The organism is Mobilitalea sibirica (assembly GCF_015999265.1).
GTDB classification, from domain to species: domain Bacteria; phylum Bacillota; class Clostridia; order Lachnospirales; family Lachnospiraceae; genus Mobilitalea; species Mobilitalea sibirica.
This window is the reverse complement of sequence record NZ_JAEAGR010000001.1, coordinates 178,189-197,599: the sequence shown is the minus strand read 5'-3', so window position 1 is coordinate 197,599 and position 19,411 is coordinate 178,189. Positions and strand designations below refer to the sequence as shown.

Sequence of the window (19,411 nt, the reverse complement as noted above, 5' to 3'; positions counted from 1 at the left end):
AATTATACAACACAATCCATGTATTGGCAACAATTCTCGACTGCGTCCGGAAGATTTTTCGATATCCACAGCATAGAACTTCTATCGATACGATCATACAAATATTTTCTATGAAAACCAACCCTATGAAACAAAGTAAATCCGAATCCGTTTCCTTTCGAAGATAAATGGAAAGCTACTTATAATTATATTCTATACTAGGTATTAAAGTGACAAAGGCTTACTGTATATCAAAATTTGTACGATAGTACAATTCACGGCATATTTGTACCTTTCATATGATAAATTAATGAAAAAATCAGGTATTGTAAAACAATGATTGATCCTAGGCCTAATCACATGAAAAAATACGCTGAACATGAGCACAGAAGAGAAATACCACAAGGTAACAGCTCAAAAGAAATCGAAGTCGAAGCCGGTTATCATATAGAACCGGTCGCTATGGGCTTTACCTATCCTACCTCAATTACCTTTGATGATATCGGAAATATATACATCGGTGAGGCCGGTTTCTCCTACGGCCCTGCAAAAGCAGAAGGAGGAGGTAAAATCAAACGAATTGACCCTTATGGTAATGTTACCACCATAGCCTCCGGATTTGACAGTCCTTTGACAGGAGTAACTTGGCATAAGGGTTGTTTTTATGTGGCAACAGGAGACATTAAAGGAAAAATCTATGTTGCAGACACCTATGGTAACAGCCGTGTTTTAATTAGCGGCCTGCCAACCGGAGGGGATCATTATACCTCGAATATTGTTTTTGATAAATATGATAAGATGTATTTTGGAACCGGAACTTCGACTAACTCCTCTGTAGTAGGTTTGGATAATTTTATGATGGGATGGCTCGCTAATTATCCTGACAAACACGACATTCCACCCATAGACTATGTACTTACAGGAAAGAATTACCGTTCTTTAAACCCATTTAAATTTAGCAATCCCGAATTTGTATATACCGGTTCCTTTAAACCCCTTGGTGAACCTTGCGAATCCGGTGAAATGATAAAAGGCAGTTTAAAAGCCAATGGTGTCATCTATCGAGCAAATGCGGATGGCTCTAACCTTGAGCAGTATGCCATAGGCCTTCGAAATCCTTATGCACTTAATTTTTCTCTGGAAGGAAAACTGATCTGTATTGACCAAGGCTATGATGCCAGAGGAAGCCGACCAATTGCCAATGCTCCTGATCCCATGTATGAAATTGAACAGGGCGGATGGTATGGATGGCCGGATTACGTAGCCGGTATTCCTGTAACTGACCCGATTTTTCAACCTCCAAACGGGGAAGTGCCAGAATTCGTACTGGCAGAGCATCCTCCGGTTGCAGGTAAACTTCGTTCTGTTTTTGAAGTCCATGCAGCTGCAACCCATTTTGATTTCTCTAGAAATCCTAAGTTTTGTACTGTTGGGGATGCTTTTGTAGCTTTATTCGGTGCATTAACTCCCATGACCGGAACCTTAGAAAATCACCCTGGACACCGGGTTGTTCGGGTTAATATGAAAACGGGCGAATATTATGATTTTATTACCGGACATCACAACGGTCATTCTCCGCTTCGACCAATCAGTGTTAAATTTGACCCCAGTGGATATGCTCTTTACATTCTGGACTTTGGCCGAATGGATGTAAGTCAGGCAGATATGACTCCCTATGCTGAGGACGGAGTTTTATGGAGAGTAACAAGAAACGCTTGATAATTAATAGGGTATATAATTCACGTAGTTTCCACGTATTGAGTTGATTTATATTGAGAAGTTTTATAATGCCTAATCCGATAAAATGACTTATACATGGTAAAGAAAAACAGAGGGAACATGCATAAAACATATCCTCTGTTTTTCTTTATTAATATGAAGCAAATATTTTGGTACATATTAACAGTGAGATAAGAAATATAGCACAATTATCGTAATCCTATAGGAATAGATAGAATTAAAATTAGAATCTAAGGGTTTAAAATCAGAAACGACATTGACACAGTTAGGAAATATGAGCTACAATAGATACAATTGTTATTGTTAATCATTTGATTGGCGCGCTTGCATTGCTTTAAGATGTTTTCGCGCATTTATAATGTACGGATAGTTTTCAGATAAGAATGTACATTTATATTTCATTTCAATGTGGTATACAATAAAAATGATAAACATGCTAAGGAGGATTTTTCATATGGATTTTTTATTGTCAGGAATATTGGCAATAACCTGGCAGCAGTGGATTATGTATGCTGTAGGTATTTTACTGATTTATTTAGCGATTGCGAAAGGATTTGAACCTGGTCTTCTGCTTCCCATGGGCTTTGGTGCGATATTAGTTAACCTGCCTGCATCCGGTGTATTAAATCAAACCCTATTTGGAACAGAAGAAACCCATGGTATTATAGAATGGTTATTTGAAACCGGTATTGAAGCCTCAGAGGCCTTACCTATTCTACTTTTCGTAGGTATCGGTGCCATGATAGATTTCGGTCCGCTGTTATCCAATCCCAAGATGTTTTTATTCGGAGCGGCAGCACAATTTGGTATCTTCTTTACAATTACCGTAGCAGCAATTTTAGGATTTGATTTAAATGATGCTGCTTCCATCGGTATTATCGGTGCAGCTGACGGTCCTACTTCCATTCTTGTGTCCAAGCTGTTAAAGTCGGAATATATCGGTGCGATCGCCGTTGCAGCTTATTCCTATATGGCTTTGGTCCCCATTGTACAACCCTTTGCAATCAAGCTGGTAACCACAAAAAAAGAACGTTTGATTCGCATGGAATACAATCCCAAATCCGTAACCAAGACTACCAGAATAGTATTTCCAATTATCGTAACCTTTATAGCCGGTCTGGTTGCTCCGGCGTCCGTATCCTTAGTAGGCTTTTTAATGTTTGGTAATTTAATTCGTGAATGTGGTGTTTTAAATACATTATCCGAAACAGCACAGAATATCCTTGCCAACCTCATTACCTTACTGCTAGGTATTACCATCTCCTTCAGTATGCAGGCAGAAGGCTTTGTCAGAATTGAAACCCTAATCATCATGGGCTTGGGTCTGGTGGCCTTTGTTATGGATACTATTGGCGGTGTATTATTTGCCAAGTTAATGAACCTGTTTATTCCAAAAAATAAAATTAATCCTATGGTAGGTGCTGCCGGTATCTCTGCATTTCCAATGTCAGCCCGTGTTGTTCAAAAGATGGGACTGAAAGAAGATCCCTCTAACCACCTTCTGATGCATGCCATCAGTGCTAACGTATCCGGTCAGATCGGTTCCGTAGTAGCCGGTGGTGTTATCATCAACCTGGTAATCGAACTCTTAAAATAAGAAAAGCTAAGAAAGGAGTTTTATATGAACGAACAAGTTTTTTGGGATTCACTCTATATCATGGGAAATGGTATGTTAAGAATATTCGTTGTTATCTTAATCCTTACTTCCATTGTAATGCTGCTTGCTAAGTTTTCCGGAGGTAAGAAAAACAAAACTGATTCTATACAGGAATAATATATAATACAAGTACAACAAGGGGTTACAAAAGCGATACCACAAATACTCATCGTTAAGTACCCCCTTGTTGTATGCGTATTTAAGACCCACATAGTCTGTCAAATTAACATTAAAACACTAATTAAACACCAATATTTAGGAGTCATTGCTATATTATCCGTATAGCATGATACGGTTCTTGATTTTATTAATCTATATCATTTCACTGCAGTTCTTCCCATTCCCGGTATAAGCCGAAAAGCTTATGATCTAATTGTTCCTTATCTTTATAGATTTCATTCAGTCGATCCCCATCATAGCTGTATAGATTCATTAATTCCTCTAAAGCCTTTATCTTCTCCTCCTGCTCTTCAATCTCAATTTCCAGTTGCTCCAGCTTCTTTTTGCTATTATCTTTATTATGTTGAACATTAATACGATTATGTCGATCAGATGTTGGTCTATCAGACAAATCTTTGCTATCCGGTTTTATCATTGTATTCCTATTCTCAGATAAATTATCTGATGCACCTTCTGTTGTTCGTACCAAAGCTTTTTGATACTCCTCCTGATAATAGGTATAGTCACCATGATAAACTATGATACTTCCATCCTCAAGAGTTACCATTTTATCCGCGACTTTATTAATAAAATAACGGTCATGGGATACGAACAGTAAGGTTCCGTCAAACTCTGATAAGGTTTCCTCTAACACCTCTCTCGAATCAATATCCAAATGATTTGTCGGTTCATCCAGAATAAGAAAATTAACTCCTTCAAAGGTTAAGGAACAAAGCTTTAATCTGCTCTTTTCTCCACCGGAAAGGAATCTTATTTTCTTATTTACATCCTCTTTCATAAACAACACTTTGGCCAGCTGGGATCTGGCTTCACCGTTGGATATATTATGAAGCCTTGAGAAGTATTCCAATACAGTCAAATCCTCATCCTCATATTCCACCTGTTGTGGCAGATAACCTACGATTACCCCGGAACCAAATCTTACGTTACCATGATCTGCTTTAAGTTCCCCCAGTAATGCCTTTAGCAGGGTTGACTTTCCGCTTCCGTTTTTACCAATAATACAGGCACTATCCTGATAGAATAATGTGATATCAACCTCTTTTAAAATCTCTTTCTGGTCAAAGCTTTTCTTAAGCCCCAAGGCTTCCAGAACAATTTTACCAGTTCTTTGGGTTGTATTTTGATTCAAACGTATTTTTCGTTTATTTAAGATCGGTTTTTTTGGAGTATCGATCTTTTCCAACCTCTTCTCCAGTTCCTTCGCCCTCTTATACATCACTTCACTATCCCTTGAATCCCCCCAGATTCGATATCTTTGTATCTGTTTTTCAATTCGATCTATCTTTCTCTGTTCATTTTGATAATGCTTATAATCAACCAAAAACCTTCTTTCCTTTTCCACTACATAATAACTGTAATTACCAGGATAGACATCTGCATGGTCATAGTCCAATTCGATAATCTTACTTACCACCGCATCCAAAAAGTATCTGTCATGGGATATTACCAGTACTGCTCCTTTATAATCTCGCAAAAAACTCTCCAGCCATTCTATGGAAACCAGATCCAGGTGGTTACTCGGTTCGTCAAGCAGCAGTATATCCGGTTCCTCAAGCAGTATTTTTGCTAGGATTACTCTTGTCTTTTCTCCTCCGCTTAGCAGATAAAAAGGCATTCCCTTCATTGTTTCATTGATATTAAGGCCCTCACATATCTTATTGATATTAGTTTCTAAGTCATAACCCCCGGATAATTCATACTGTTCAGTTACTCTGCCATATTGTTGGAGTGCCTTATTAAGAGCCTCCCCCTCCAGCTTTAAGAACTGCTCCTCAAGTTTTTTCATCTCTTTTTTCATTTGATATACATGACCAAATGCGGTCTGCAGTACTTCTATTGTTAGCATAGCTTCCTCATAATCCGGTATTTGGTTCAGGTAACCAAGCTTTGCATCCTTTCGGATGTTGATATCACCCTCCTGATAGTCTTCCAGACCCATCAAGATTTTCATCACTGTAGTTTTACCACATCCGTTCTGTCCGATAAATCCAACCCTCTCTCCCGTTTTTATATCAAAAGATATATTTTCAAATATTTGATTTGCTCCGTAATATTTTTTTAAATTGTGAACACTTAATTCTATCATTTTATTTATTATCCTCTCTTTCACTCTACTATCTTTCTGTATCACATAGATCATTTCTACAAGTTCTTTAAGAAAAGCTCTTCTACAACCTTAAAGAACGCTTATCATATTAAGATTTATTAGCTATCGATAATCCTTACCCCTTTTTATGAACACAAAAAAACCCAAAGCCAATAAGCCTTGGGATTTTATAAATAATCTAAATTCTTACTATCTATTTATCAAAAAATCTCCAATAAACTTATATGGTTAAGATGAAAGCTATTAAATTTGGGCGCACTTATCCCGTTAATTGCAGAATTTGCGATCATAATAGCTTCAAATTTAATCCATCTAAGTGTATTGTTCATCAATTCTTTTCCCTTTCATAGAATTCTTATATTATCTTATGTTAAATTATGTCTAATGTCAAGCCCATTATCTGATTTTGCTTAATACAGAAAGCAATTTAAGTAAAGGCCTCCAAATTCTTGGATTATGTTCCAGAATAAAGTTCTGTATTTCAGAGCTTGATACTGCATCGGTGACTTTCAAAACATGTTCCCCGCTGGGATCAGCCCCAACTGCAGTTTCCCCAAATGCTAATCCTCCGACTGCAACCTGTGACGCTAAGGCAATTCCTCCGATAGAATATATCCCAACCGCTATACCTCCTGTTGCAATAATTCCTAAGGATAATCCTCCGAAACTAAAACCACCAAGTGCAAATCCGCCCAAAGCAATAAGACCTAAGCCTAAACCTCCTAAGCATAATCCCCCCAGGGCAATACCGCCGATACTTACGACTCCTATTGCTATATATCCAATTGCTATGATTCCTTTTGCCACCTGCATACCGTAACCATTTTTAATATGAACTAAGGGAATGCCGAATATTGTCGTTTTACTCTTATATTCATAAAACCAATAACACGGAACCATACGAGATGAAGAACAGGCTGATGATGCTGTTGTATCCTGTGTTTGGGTATTTTGATCCAGTGTGTGATTTTGAGGGCGTACCTCCAGCTCCTCACGAACGAGATTGTCGATTGTGACGTTAAATATGTCGGCTATTGAAATCAGTTTATTCAGCTCCGGTGTGGACTGTCCCGCTTCCCACTTACTGACTGATTGACGGGATACATTTAACAGGTCTGCCAGCTGTTCCTGTGAATAACCTTTTTCTCTTCTTATTTGAATTAGCTTATCAGAAAATTTCATATGCCACCTCCTACCCACAATATAGCAAAATCGGTATATTAAGACAATAAACTGAACCTTGCAATTTGTCAACCAACAGTTGCAACCCTCATAAAAATAACCTCTATCTAATTGTGATAGGCAAAAAAGTTAATTTATCATAAATAATTCATATATAACTGTTATTAAGCTTATTTGTCATCTTCTTCGTATTTTGAAAGGTTTTTCCTCACAAAACGAAGCTGTTCTTCCAGATATTTCGCCTGTCTGGTCAGAAACTCTTTTTCATCATAATCCGACGTATACCTTTCATCATAATCCGGATGTCTAAAATGTCTCTGTCCGTATATCCCTGTTGGATAATGAAATCTTCGATTACCCCTTCCATAACCATAGATCGGTCTTCCAACAAAGTTAGCGTACCCCGGTGTTGTATAACCGGAACAAAAACCGGCACCCCGTCCAGTCTTAGCTCCAAGTCCAATCGGACCGCTTCCATCTCCTCTTGGCATAGTAATCACCTCCTTCCCGATTATTTCTGTCTTTGTCTTCTCCTGTATTCTAATAGCCGATACAACAAGTAAATACTGCCCGGAATAAGACTTGCTCTACAAATATGTCTGCTTAAGCCATGGCTCCTTCCGGCGTTTCTTTGCCCTCTTATCGGAAATGGATTTCGATAACCAGGCACTTGAAAGCCTGCGCAAAAGCCGGCACTCCGTCCGGTCATAGCTCCAAGTCCGATTGGGCCGCTTCCATCTCCTCGTGGCATAATAATCACCTCCAAAATTGATATGAAGATTTAATGTTATTATTGGCATATGCTCATTATTATATTAAACCAGTTATTGGCATATGTCAATAACTGGTGACAATTTTTCTTATAAAAAGTTAGGGTGTCAAAAGCTTTATTCTGAGTGATGCAAACGTAGTTTAGTGAACAACTGTATGAAGTCTTTGGTACTTAGACCGCGTGTTTTGCGGTCTTATGTACCACTACGTACTTCATCCAAGCGAGAGCGTGCCGGAGTAAACTATGTTTGTATCACGAATTCAATAATCTTTTGACACCCTAACCTTAATAACCAAAAAATCTGCCCTCCTAATTTGAAGGGCAGACACCTGTCAGATAATAATTCGGTTACCGGTATGATTAAATATATAGCAATCCTTTAGCTCCTTTTGTATTGTTTTACTTCCTTCCTCTCCCGTACAATGGGATACAGCCACAAGTCGAATATCCATCTCTTTAAAACTATCAATGGTATGACGAATTCTTTCTTCATCCGCATCCACAAGATGGGTACCTCCAATTACTGCAAAAATAGGTAGGTGTATTCTTTTTTTAATTGTCTTAAGAATATTGATAATGCCGACATGAGAACACCCAACAATTAAGACCAAACCTTTATCCGTTATGATACCCAACACAAGCTCATCCATAAAATCATCTTGTAGATATCGACCGTTATGCTCCTTATAAAAGTTGGGATTAAGCTGTTCAAATCCGGTTCTTTGCTCAAAATTCTTAAACAGAAAAATTTCATCTCTAAGATAAGTGATGTCTTCTGTCACAATACGAAGCGGAATTTGTTTCTTCTTTATATATTCGGCGTCAAATAAGTTTCCGTTAAATTTGTATTGATCGTCACTTAACTTTTTATACTTTGGTATAAAAAATCCTTCACCAACAATCAGCTTAGGAACCATACCAACTGCATTTATCAACGATTCAAACCCTCCGCTATGATCATAATGCCCGTGACTTATGACGACATCCTGTACTGTGGACAGATCTATATTGAGTTTGTCGGCATTTGCAAGAAATGCTCCGCTTTGTCCGGTATCAAACAATATTTTATAATCGTCAACTTCAATAAAGAGAGATAGCCCATGCTCACTGGCCAAATGCCTCTCCTCGTCCGAATGATTTTCTATTAATGTCGTTATAGTTAACTTCATAATCCTACCTTTTGCCTTTGCACCATTTGTTACAGAATTCTGATTTTTTACTACATCTGACATTTGTAGATTGGCACTTAGGACAGACTTCCTTATCCTGTGCATAATTTATCTCATAAAGAGAATCGCAATCATAGCACTTAAATCTGCATTGGCCGGTTGTATAGTTGCCACCACTGATATGAATTGCTTTTCCTTCGCTTAAAGCAATGGCTACTTTTTTTCTGGCCGCATCAATTATATTTTGGAAGGTCTGCCTAGATACCTGCATCCTTTCTGCACATTCCTCCTGATTAAGCTCCTCGATATCCTTTAACCTCATAGCCTCCAGCTCTTCTACCTTAAGAGTGATTTCCTCCAGTTCGCATCTTGGCCTTCCTGAGGGTGCAAAATAGGTATCCTTTGGAAAAAATTCAACTCTACGAAATTTTGTTGGTCTTGGCATAGCTTCCTCCTAGCATTTACTAAGGCCATCATATGATTTTCACCCACATATTCAGCCTTTCATTTATTTACTTAACGGTGCTTATAATAATCCTTTTAATCTAATCATAGCACTACATCGTTCGTAAATAAAGAGGCTATGCAAGGTTTTAACCACAATTTCCCTCATGGGCATGTTCCCGGCACACACTGCCGGTAGATTTTAATTGCCCCGTTATAAAATGATTGGCAACCGCATCACAGTTTCCCCTAGCACCGGTGTAAACCTCGATCCCATTCTCATAAAACAACTGCTGAGCCGTTTCTCCCATACCTCCTGCTATGATTACCTTTACGCCTAACTCATGTAAAAACACCGGTAAAAAACCGGGTCTGTGACCGGGATTTTTCGCAAACACCTTATCGGTGATTTTATCTTTTACAACTTCATAGACCGTAAACCCCTCACAATGACCAAAATGTCCGCTTACCATCACTCCATCACTAGCAATTGCAATTTTCATTTCATATTCCTCCATTTTTAATATTTTATAAAAAATAGCGTATGTTTTGTTAAGTCATATCTTTTCTAATTTTTCATAATATAAATTCGATAATATTTTTACATTAAAATAGCATAGTTACGGCTTTTTAATTTTTACTTCTAAAATAAACTTTTATAACGAGGGGTATTTATGCATATATCCACATTCATCTGATAAATGTTTTGTAATACAGTCCCACATTCTAACTATTGCTTTATTTGCCGGACTTTCATTAAATTTTGTGATCGGCCTTAATTGGTTAAGAGCAACCATAACGGTTTTATCAAAGGGAATTTTACCTGCCATAGGGATATCAGCCTCTCTGACAAAATCCTCAATTTTTTTTGACATTTCTTCGTTAATATCATATTTATTAATACAAACCATAGTAAGAAGATCAAAATGTTTTGTAAGTTCTAATATCCTTTTTAAATCCGAAAGTCCTGACTGCGTCGGCTCTGTAACAATTAAAGCAGCATCCGCTCCTGTAATAGAGGATATCACGGTGCATCCAATACCCGGTGATCCGTCAATTAATGTTAGGGAATTATCCGGTTCAAATTGCTTACTGTTCTTTCTTAAGAACGTTACTAACTTACCGGAACCATCACTTCCGATCTCCATTCTGGCTCTGGATATAATACCGGTATCTGTTTTGGTGATAAATGTATCTGCTGTTTTTTCATCCACCAGCCGAATTGCATGCTGGGGACATACTAAAACACAAGCACCGCAACCCTCACAGGAAAAACCATCAATCATCGGTAACCGGATGGCGTCAAATCTGCAAATCTGTTCGCAGACTCCACAACCAATACATCTTCCTTCATCAATGATTGCCTTTAGTCCACCGTAAAAACTATCTTGGTCGATATCATCGCCCTGATAATACAGATACAGATTCGGAGCATCGACATCACAATCAATTCTAACGGCTCCCCCAGATAGTTCCGATAAGGCTGCCACTACAGTCGTTTTGCCTGTTCCTCCCTTACCGCTTAGGATAACCAGTTCCATCAAAGCGCCTCCTTTATTACCATGCTGATATGATCAAATATCTGTGTATAAGGCTGTTTATCATACAGTATGCAGCCTATGGAATAAGCTTTCGCAGCCTCCTGACTGTATGGTATGACTCCCAGTAACTTAATCTGATTTTCTTTACAATACTCCTTTATAAAATTTTCATCCCCATCATCCTTATTAATAATTACTCCAAAGGGAATGTGATAGAGCTTCACCAGTTCAATCGCCAATTTTAGATCATGGAGTCCAAACTGCGACGGTTCTGTAACCAGCAGAGCTGCATTCGCATATTTTAACGTATTTACTACATTACAGGAGGTTCCCGGCGGACAATCGATAAGATAATCCTTGTTTTGCAACTTACTGAGTAATTCTTTGATTACAGGTACAGCCATAGGCTCCCCTACATTTAAAATGCCGGCGCTACATTCAATCCCTCTGCTGATCCCTTGCTCGATGATACCTATATTTCGCCTTCGATAGCTTAAAGCATCTTCTTTGCATACCAGCTTACAGGCGCTGCAATCATGACATAGTTTTTCAAAAATAACAATATCACTTCCCGCTTTTGCCAAAGCATGAAAACGGCATACCTTAGCGCACGCCCCGCATAAAGTACATTTTGCTTTATCAATGTCGGGAACTCCTACAGTAACAACTTGCCTGGCAGTTACTTCCGGTTTTAAAAACAGGAAGCCGTTCGGCTCTTCCACATCACAATCAACATAGTTTCTATTCATTGCAAGAGCGAGGTTCGTAGACACAGTTGTTTTACCGGTTCCTCCCTTTCCACTGAGAACTGCTATATTCAACTTAAACTCCTCCTGTCTAGCCGGATATACCATGATGCGCAACTCCCGCTTTTTTGATTGGTGTCAGAAGATTCTTCTCTAGCATTTTAACAGCTTCCTGTACCGGTACCATATCACAGGAATACGCCTTAATTCCTGACTTTTCTACCAGTTCATAAGCATTTGGACCAAGACTTCCGGTTATAATTACATCCACTCCTTCCTCAATCAACTGACTTGCAGCAGCAATTCCGGCACCTCCTCCTGAGGCTGCACCCTTGTTCGACATTATCCTTAGATTGGATTTTTCCGTGTCAATGATATGAAAGCATTCACACCTGCCAAATCTACCATCCAGATTATCGTTTTTGTTCTTTCCCACCGCTGAGATTGCCACGATCATAAAATTACCTCACTTTTCTACCTACTTTTTTATAGATTATTATTAGCATATGCCAATTTAGATATTACTCCAAAATTTGGTTTTTGTCAAATGCCAATTTAAATATACTATTGAAACCCGTGATACAAAAATAATTTGTCCCGGGCACGCTCTCGCTTGGATGAAGTACATAGTGGTACATAAGACCGCAAAACATGCGGTCTTATGTACCAACGACTTCATACAGTTGCTCACTAAACTATGTTTGTATCACTCTGAATATCCACACTAATCCTATAAAATTTAAACATCTGCCTCTCGGCAGATGTTTAAATCTTATTTATCTGTTATTTCGACATATTCTGTAACACATTCTGTCCCAGCTGAGTATTATAATAGCAGGATATAAATTTTAAGTTGAAAGGAGTATCTTTTATGGAATTTATTATATTTTTTCTTGTATTTATAGTACCCGGATTAATTGCTGTTCTGGCTTACAACATTGTTGCACAGTTAAGAGTTGAGGTATGTTTTACCGGTGGATTAATCTTTGATTTATTAATTTTTATCATTATGATTACAGGTCTATATTTCTTTAGGGATATTACGCAGGTTCCAATGCTGTTAGAACAGTTTATCTGTTTAAGCTTTACAAGAAATTACGCCCTATTAAGTATCCTGATTGGTATTATCCTAGGTGTAGGTTTTGGTTTTCTAAAGAGATTATTCTTCTGGATACGTAACTAACCCTCTTCATCTATAATACGAATACCACAACAGGGATAACCATGTAACACATAGCGATTAGAAGGAATAATCTTGATAACAAGGGTGGTGTCACTATGTAAAATAGATATACACCACCCTAAAAACATTTTTTTATACTATTTCTATCTACAAATAATATTGATTAATTGAATTTACCCCATACCACCCGTTTCACATAGTCCGTGTAAGACAAAAGTATTCGAAGCACTTTATCGGATACATTAGGTACGGTATAATCCACAACACTTCTAAGAATATGCTGCTTCTGATCTAATATCTGAAGTCCTTGCAATATTCTATCCTTGTTAAGTCCAACCATCATAACAGAGGTTTCCTCCATAGCTTCCGGTCTTTCATGAGCCTGTCGAATATTCAATGCTTTCAGACCAAGAATAGAAGCTTCCTCGCTGATTGTACCGCTATCACTTAATACGGTTTTCGCATTTTGTTGAAGTTTTATATAATCATAAAATCCGAAGGGCTTCATGGACTGCACCAGCTCATCAAGACAAAGATTTTTTTCCTTAATCATATTTCTGGTTCTTGGATGAGTACTCATAATAATCGGATATTGATATCTCATTGCAATGGTATTTAAGCTGTCGATTAAGTCGGTAAAGTTCTTTTCGGAATTAATATTTTCTTCTCTATGGGCAGAAACCACAAAATACTCTCCCTTTTTTAACTCTAACCGATCTAACACATCAGACCTCTCAATATTCTCTTTCTTGGAGTTAATTACTTCATACATTGGACTTCCCGTTTTTATAATTCTGTCAGCAGGAAATCCTTCTTTTAATAAATACTCTCTGGCAATGGAGCTGTAGGGTAAATTGATATCAGAAATATGATCAATGATTTTACGGTTGGTTTCTTCCGGAACTCTTTGATCAAAGCATCGGTTTCCCGCTTCCATGTGAAAAATAGGAATCTGTCTTTTCTTAGCTGCAATCGCACATAGACAGCTATTGGTATCCCCGAGTACTAAAAATGCCTCCGGCTGCACTTCTTCCAGTATGCGGTCAACCTTTATTAAGATGTTACCGATTGTCTCTACCGCTGTTCCCATTACTGCATCCAAAAAATAATCCGGTTTTTTCAGATGTAAATCTTCAAAAAATATTTTATTTAATTCATAATCATAGTTTTGTCCGGTATGAACCAGGATGTGTTCAATTGCTTCGGTTATCTCAAGCTTTTGGATAACAGCCGATAACCGAATAATCTCCGGACGGGTTCCTACAACCGTCATTACCTTCAACTTCTTCATACTGACTCCTAAAATCAAGAATTGTCCTGTTACTATTCTACCAATTCACATAGTGGTATATAAGATATAGAAAAATAGCTTCATACTTCCATATAATAGGTATCCGGTTTATCCGGATCAAAGCATTCATTTGCCCACATAAGTATTACTAGGTCTGTTTCACCTAGATTGATGATATTATGGACAAATCCTACAGGGATATCAACCACTTCCAAGACATCTCCGTTTACAAAATACTTGATTATAGTTTCAGTACCAATCTTTCTTAGCCTTATAACTCCTGTTCCTTTTACCACAAGGAACTTCTCACATTTTGTATGATGCCAGTGATTTCCTTTAATATATCCCGGCTTAATGATGTTCACGGATATCTGCCCTCGTTCCTTTGTTTTTATAAATTCCGTAAAGGAACCCCTATGATCTGCATTGGTTTTTAAAGGAATACTTAACTCTTTCTCCGGAAGATAACTTAAAAACGTACTATATAATTTTTTTGTTAAGGAATTCGACATATCCGGTATCGAGAGTTCTCTGCGGCTTCTTTCAAAGGAATAAATCAGATCCGTTATCTCACTAAGTGAAATTTGATAAACCTTAGGTACTTCACATAAATCTCCCTTTTTATTGGCCTCTCCGTGTAATGCCCGAACCAGTTCCTCCACTAAATCATCAATGTAGACTAGCTTTAGAACAACCTCCGGATTTATCACAGTAATGGGTAACCCACGAGCTATGTTATAACAGAACGTGGCGATTGCACTATTATAATTCGGCTTGCACCATTTACCGAACACGTTGGGAAAGCGGTAGATAAAAACCTCTGCCCCTGTATCTTTCGCATATTGAAGTATTAAATCCTCTCCTGCTTTTTTACTCTTACCATACTCATTATCCAGTACTGCCTGTATAGAGGAAGAAATCATAACCGGGCAGGTGTTATTCCATTCCTTTAACCGATCAAGCAATGTAGAGGTAAACCCATAATTGCCTTGTAAAAACTCTTCTCTAGTATCTGCCCTGTTTACCCCCGCCAGATGAAATACAAATTCTGCATCTTTACAATAATCATTCAGCAATGACGGGTCGGTATCAATATCATATTCAAAAAGATCCGTAAAGCCTCTGTTTTTTAACTCTATTATCAGATTTTTTCCGATAAAGCCCTTCGCTCCTGTAATCAGTATATTTTTCGTCCAGATCATCCCCTTCGGTCTACTATGCATCCGGCACAGGTACTAAGGTCAAAAGATTGCATCCCTGTGCCAACCTATGACTGTTTCCAACTGTTTAACTCATCTCTTACATATTGAAGTTCCAATAACTTAGTCTTAATCTGATCAATATCCAATCGTTTCGTATTGTTTGAATTATACTCATCGTCCTTGGATAACTTCTGATTTCCCTCTATAAAATACTTATCATAATTTAAGTCCCTGGTGTCTGCTGGAATACGATAAAAATCACCCATATCCTCCGCCACATAATATTCTTCTTTTGTTAACAGAGTTTCATAAAGTTTCTCCCCGTGCCTGGTACCAATAATTCTGATTTCGTTATCAACCTCAAATAATTCCAGTAATGCATGAGCCAGGTCCCCTATGGTAGATGCCGGTGATTTTTGGACCATGATATCACCTGCTTGGCCCTGCTCAAATGCATACATTACCAATTCCACTGCCTCCTCAAGACTCATTAAAAATCTCGTCATATCCGGATTCGTAACTGTAAGCGGTATACCGGCCTTAATCTGCTCGATAAATAAGGGTACGATAGAGCCTCTTGAGGCCAGAACATTACCATAACGGGTACCACATATGACGCATCTTTTCGGATCAACCGTTTTGGATTTTGCTATAAACACTTTCTCCATCATAGCTTTTGAGATACCCATGGCATTAATCGGGTAGGCTGCTTTATCCGTAGACAGACATATGACTTTCTTCACACCACCATCAATTGCTGCCGTAAGTATATGATCGGTTCCGATAATATTGGTTTTCACCGCTTCCAGAGGGAAGAACTCACAGGAGGGCACCTGTTTTAAAGCTGCTGCATGAAATATATAATCTACCCCGTAGATTGCATTTTTTATCGATTGTATATCCCTCACATCTCCTATGTAGTACTTTATTTTGTCCGTTTTATATAATCTGCGCATGTCATCCTGCTTTTTCTCATCCCTTGAAAAGATCCGGATTTCTCTGATGTCTGTACTTAGAAAACGTCTGAGTACTGCATTACCAAAGCTGCCTGTACCCCCCGATATAAAGAGGGTTTTCCCATCAAACATAATAACTCCCTTTCCTAAAACTAAAACATCCCTAATGTATCGCTCTATTCAACTTAGACTAGCAAAGTACTCCGCCATCATCGAATTATTCGACTGAACCTTATTCCTGTATCGTAAATACAAATTTAATACCTAAATATCATCATAAAGCAATTCACTAATTTTCAATCCATCTGAATATTTTGTCAGTCACCTTACTTCTGAATATTTTGACAATTTACCTTTATATCCGATTATTATGATAACTCACTCTGTTCCTTGAGAACTATCGCGAATAAGGCAGCTGCCGGTCCCTGAGCGCTAGGATAGGTCCCATAATTTTGTGGGTACATACCAAAAGCCATACTCTCATCGAAGGAATCGGTGACCTCTCCATCCGTAATGGAGTTCATTAGAGCGATAAGCCCCAGATTCGAAACAGATAAATACGTATTATCCAACAAACCAAGCATTACCCCTCTTCTTACAGCATATGAAATCATAGCGGTGGAGGAGGTATCAACCGGTCCTTCGGACGCGGTTAACTGCCAGGTAAAATATCCACTCTCTAATTGATATTTTATGGTTGTATCAACAATTTGGTGAAATGTTTTGCACAAAAAATCGTAATTTGTATGCTCAGTATTCATTTGACTTAGACTTTCAACCAAACCGAATAAGAACCAGCCAATCCCCCGACCCCATCCGATAATGCCGCATTTTATTCCTTTTTCTAGATTAAAACCATGATAAGGCAAATGGGTTGCTTCATCAAAACCAAATCGTAAAAAATTCATCATATGGTTAGCCGCTAAATTGGTAGCCGCATTATCCTTATATATTCTCCCGTATCTGCAAAGAAACGGACATACCAGCCCAATACTTTCTATATAAATGTCATGGGGTCTGTCAAACCGATAATAAAAACTTCCGTTTTTGTCTTTTGGTTGAAGCTCAAGGAAATTTCTTATCCTATCAATGGCATATTTATATTTTCTGTCCTGTGTCAATTGATGAAGGTAGATCAATGTGTATCCATTCAGTACATGATCCGGCTTTTGAATTGGTACATTGTACTGGATCCATCTGGTATAATAAGTCAGAATACCGTTTATGTCCCTTCTATCTTTTGAAAGCCTATGAGCTAGTTCCATGGATACAGCCATTAACCCGTTGGATGCAGAAAAATAATCTGATAGGTTGGAGTTTAATTGTGGTCGTCTCCCAAAAAGTAAAGATCCTCTGTTTTGATGATGATTTTCTATGGGGCTGGCTTGCAGCCTATGGTCGACTTTATCCCGTAGTTCTTGAAAAACAGATAACAATTGTTCTCTGTCAATTGCAACCTTTCCATAATCCTTACATTCCTGTGTCCTCTTTTTTACCAATTTTATGTAACATATATCCCTAATCAAACCCATTTGATATCTTAAATATCCAAATCCTCTGTGTATCGGAGACAATCTCCTCTTAACAAAACCTTGCAGGTTACTTAACATGGCTCCTATCTTATCCATACCAAACTTTTTCAGTATATGGCCATATCGCACAACTATGACACCACAAAGGTACCGATATTCCTCACGACGGTGTAAAAAAACATAAAATAGTACATTAGGAATCATTACTGTAATTACTGCCATTAGCAAGAAATTAATCGTCGTTATACGGTCAAGGATGATTCCTTGAAAACCTAATAATATAAAGCAAGCAGCCCCTGCCAAAATTGCATAAAGGATGGAGTCCTTAAAATACAAGCCTGCTTTTTTATTAAAAATGATTTTATATAGAAGAAATGGTCTGGTAACATTCGCTATTAAGCCTGAGATTAAGGTACCGATGAACACTCCCTTTAGACCTAGTATTTGGATTAGGGTGATTGAAATAATTAGATTTACAATGCCCTGTATCAGTGCGATGTATTTATCCGCTTCAAAAACTCCTGCTGCTGTCTTAAAGTTTAAAAGTACGGTTCGGTGCCCTTTAAAATAACAGTCTAACATAATCAAACCTATGACGCTGTTCTCCAGACGATATTTCTCTCCGAGCCACAGGGTTATGAAGGGTGTTAATAAAAGGTATAGTACAATAGCAGAGAAGCCGAAGATCCAGAAGCCCAGAAAACGGTATACCAAGAATAACTGATACTGTTTTTCTTTTGACTCAGTAGCGATCAGGTTCCCAAAACAGGAGATAACAGAATGAAATACGACATTAATTAAAGTAAGCATCGACGTAATAACCAGATTGTAATTTGATAAAAGCCCTACCGCCGTAACATTAATAAAAGAGGAAATAATAATATTATCCGTCTGATTAATGCTGATTTCTCCGATTTTATGATAAATCAGGGCAATCACATTCTTTTTTATAGGTGCTTTTTCTTCTTTTGATAAAGGCTTACTATTTTTATCCTGTAGATAGGGATAAAGCCTTTGAAAATAACGGTTTACAAAAATCTTTTGAAGCAACCCGATGGTTGCAGAGGTCAGTAAATAGAATAAAAAGTTGCGAAATAAAATCAAGATTATAATTTGAGCCGTTGTTATCACAAATAAGGTTATTACATGAATATTCATCTGAAGGTAGTATTTTTGCTCCGCGTTCATAAGGGTGTATTTATAGGTTACAAAATAGGAGCTGACTGAAGTAAATAAGAAAATCAGATAGTAAAGAATTAATTCATTGTTACTGATCGCTCCGGGCTCTTTCATCATATATTTTAAGAAAGGGATCAGACTTACACCCAGTACAGTTACAATCAATGCAATATAACGATAGACCTGCTTATAAAGTAACATTAAGGATTTGATTTTTTCATAATCCTGATCAGCAACCGGTTTATACAGACTATAGCTGATTGCGGTACCAATACCTAACTCAGCTAAGGATAATACAGACAAAACATTGGTAAAAAAACCGTTTACACCAAGCAGTGACAGATCTAATCGATGTATAAATACTGTCCTTAAGACAAAACCCAATCCTAATATTATGATATTTCCCAAAGTGCCAAAGAAGACATTGCGCACTGCATTCTCAGTTCGTCCCATATTCCTATCACTTTCATTCTCTTATTAAAAAAGGTGTCTATATCATTCCGGAACTTATAATCAGGTAACATTGTTTGCATAGAAATAACTTTCAT

General features: G+C 37.8%; 18 protein-coding genes. 4 read left to right on the top strand and 14 right to left on the bottom strand.

Translation table 11 applies throughout. From position 1 onward, the window contains the following. Positions 1–339 precede the first annotated feature (339 nt). The 3 genes from I5677_RS00850 (at position 340) to I5677_RS00840 (ending at position 3,493) form a co-directional block, all read left to right on the top strand. Positions 340–1,698: a PQQ-dependent sugar dehydrogenase gene (locus I5677_RS00850; RefSeq protein ID WP_197659664.1), complete on the top strand. Its 1,359-nt coding sequence runs from the start codon at positions 340–342 to the stop codon at positions 1,696–1,698. A 475-nt stretch (positions 1,699–2,173) separates the two neighbouring features. Continuing rightward, positions 2,174–3,316 carry a sodium ion-translocating decarboxylase subunit beta gene (locus I5677_RS00845; RefSeq protein WP_197659663.1) on the top strand — a complete coding sequence of 381 codons (1,143 nt, stop codon included), beginning with the start codon at positions 2,174–2,176 and terminating at the stop codon, positions 3,314–3,316. Between the two features lie 24 nt (positions 3,317–3,340). Then, positions 3,341–3,493 carry a hypothetical protein gene (locus I5677_RS00840; protein WP_197659662.1) on the top strand — a complete coding sequence of 51 codons (153 nt, stop codon included), beginning with the start codon at positions 3,341–3,343 and terminating at the stop codon, positions 3,491–3,493. A 205-nt stretch (positions 3,494–3,698) separates the two neighbouring features. Here the strand turns inward: I5677_RS00840 and abc-f are convergent, their stop codons facing one another. The 10 genes from abc-f to I5677_RS00790 all read right to left on the bottom strand — a co-directional run bounded on the left by abc-f (position 3,699) and on the right by I5677_RS00790 (position 11,977). Next, a complete protein-coding gene (abc-f, locus tag I5677_RS00835) occupies positions 3,699–5,645 on the bottom strand; it encodes a ribosomal protection-like ABC-F family protein (protein ID WP_197659661.1) in 1,947 nt (648 codons plus the stop codon). A 417-nt stretch (positions 5,646–6,062) separates the two neighbouring features. Beyond that, positions 6,063–6,848, bottom strand: a complete 786-nt coding sequence (locus tag I5677_RS00830) for a helix-turn-helix transcriptional regulator (RefSeq protein ID WP_197659660.1) — start codon at positions 6,846–6,848, stop codon at positions 6,063–6,065. Between the two features lie 170 nt (positions 6,849–7,018). Further along, on the bottom strand, positions 7,019–7,339 hold the full coding sequence (locus tag I5677_RS00825; protein ID WP_197659659.1) for a DUF5320 domain-containing protein: 321 nt from the start codon (positions 7,337–7,339) through the stop codon (positions 7,019–7,021). Positions 7,340–7,359: 20 nt separating this feature from the next. Continuing rightward, complete coding sequence (locus I5677_RS00820) at positions 7,360–7,599, bottom strand: DUF5320 domain-containing protein (protein ID WP_197659658.1); 240 nt, start codon at positions 7,597–7,599, stop codon at positions 7,360–7,362. A gap of 353 nt (positions 7,600–7,952) precedes the next feature. Beyond that, positions 7,953–8,852: an MBL fold metallo-hydrolase gene (locus I5677_RS00815; protein WP_197659657.1), complete on the bottom strand. Its 900-nt coding sequence runs from the start codon at positions 8,850–8,852 to the stop codon at positions 7,953–7,955. After that, positions 8,794–9,234 carry a DUF134 domain-containing protein gene (locus tag I5677_RS00810; RefSeq protein WP_197659656.1) on the bottom strand — a complete coding sequence of 147 codons (441 nt, stop codon included), beginning with the start codon at positions 9,232–9,234 and terminating at the stop codon, positions 8,794–8,796. Before I5677_RS00810 ends, I5677_RS00815 begins: the two co-directional genes overlap by 59 nt. 148 nt (positions 9,235–9,382) lie before the next feature. Next, on the bottom strand, positions 9,383–9,736 hold the full coding sequence (locus I5677_RS00805; RefSeq protein WP_197659655.1) for a NifB/NifX family molybdenum-iron cluster-binding protein: 354 nt from the start codon (positions 9,734–9,736) through the stop codon (positions 9,383–9,385). A gap of 153 nt (positions 9,737–9,889) precedes the next feature. Then, the gene (locus I5677_RS00800; RefSeq protein WP_197659654.1) at positions 9,890–10,774 is read right to left on the bottom strand and encodes an ATP-binding protein; all 885 of its coding nucleotides are present in this window, start codon (positions 10,772–10,774) and stop codon (positions 9,890–9,892) included. Further along, entirely contained in the window at positions 10,774–11,595 is an 822-nt protein-coding gene (locus I5677_RS00795; protein WP_197659653.1) for a P-loop NTPase, read from the bottom strand. The genes I5677_RS00800 and I5677_RS00795 overlap by 1 nt, the downstream gene beginning before the upstream one ends. A 16-nt stretch (positions 11,596–11,611) precedes the next feature. Continuing rightward, positions 11,612–11,977, bottom strand: coding sequence for a NifB/NifX family molybdenum-iron cluster-binding protein (locus I5677_RS00790; RefSeq protein ID WP_197659652.1), 366 nt, complete (start codon positions 11,975–11,977; stop codon positions 11,612–11,614). A gap of 414 nt (positions 11,978–12,391) precedes the next feature. Between I5677_RS00790 and I5677_RS00785 the strand changes: the two genes are divergently transcribed. Further along, positions 12,392–12,703, top strand: coding sequence for a hypothetical protein (locus I5677_RS00785; RefSeq protein WP_197659651.1), 312 nt, complete (start codon positions 12,392–12,394; stop codon positions 12,701–12,703). A gap of 163 nt (positions 12,704–12,866) precedes the next feature. Here I5677_RS00785 and wecB read toward each other — a convergent pair whose 3' ends face one another. The 4 genes from wecB to I5677_RS00765 all read right to left on the bottom strand — a co-directional run bounded on the left by wecB (position 12,867) and on the right by I5677_RS00765 (position 19,316). Then, complete coding sequence (wecB, locus tag I5677_RS00780) at positions 12,867–13,994, bottom strand: non-hydrolyzing UDP-N-acetylglucosamine 2-epimerase (RefSeq protein ID WP_197659650.1); 1,128 nt, start codon at positions 13,992–13,994, stop codon at positions 12,867–12,869. An 80-nt stretch (positions 13,995–14,074) separates the two neighbouring features. Further along, positions 14,075–15,217: a capsular polysaccharide biosynthesis protein CapF gene (locus I5677_RS00775; RefSeq protein WP_243456451.1), complete on the bottom strand. Its 1,143-nt coding sequence runs from the start codon at positions 15,215–15,217 to the stop codon at positions 14,075–14,077. A 44-nt stretch (positions 15,218–15,261) separates the two neighbouring features. Beyond that, positions 15,262–16,284, bottom strand: coding sequence for a polysaccharide biosynthesis protein (locus tag I5677_RS00770; RefSeq protein ID WP_197659649.1), 1,023 nt, complete (start codon positions 16,282–16,284; stop codon positions 15,262–15,264). A gap of 236 nt (positions 16,285–16,520) precedes the next feature. Continuing rightward, a complete protein-coding gene (locus I5677_RS00765; protein ID WP_197659648.1) occupies positions 16,521–19,316 on the bottom strand; it encodes a glycoside hydrolase family 88 protein in 2,796 nt (931 codons plus the stop codon). Positions 19,317–19,411 lie beyond the last annotated feature (95 nt).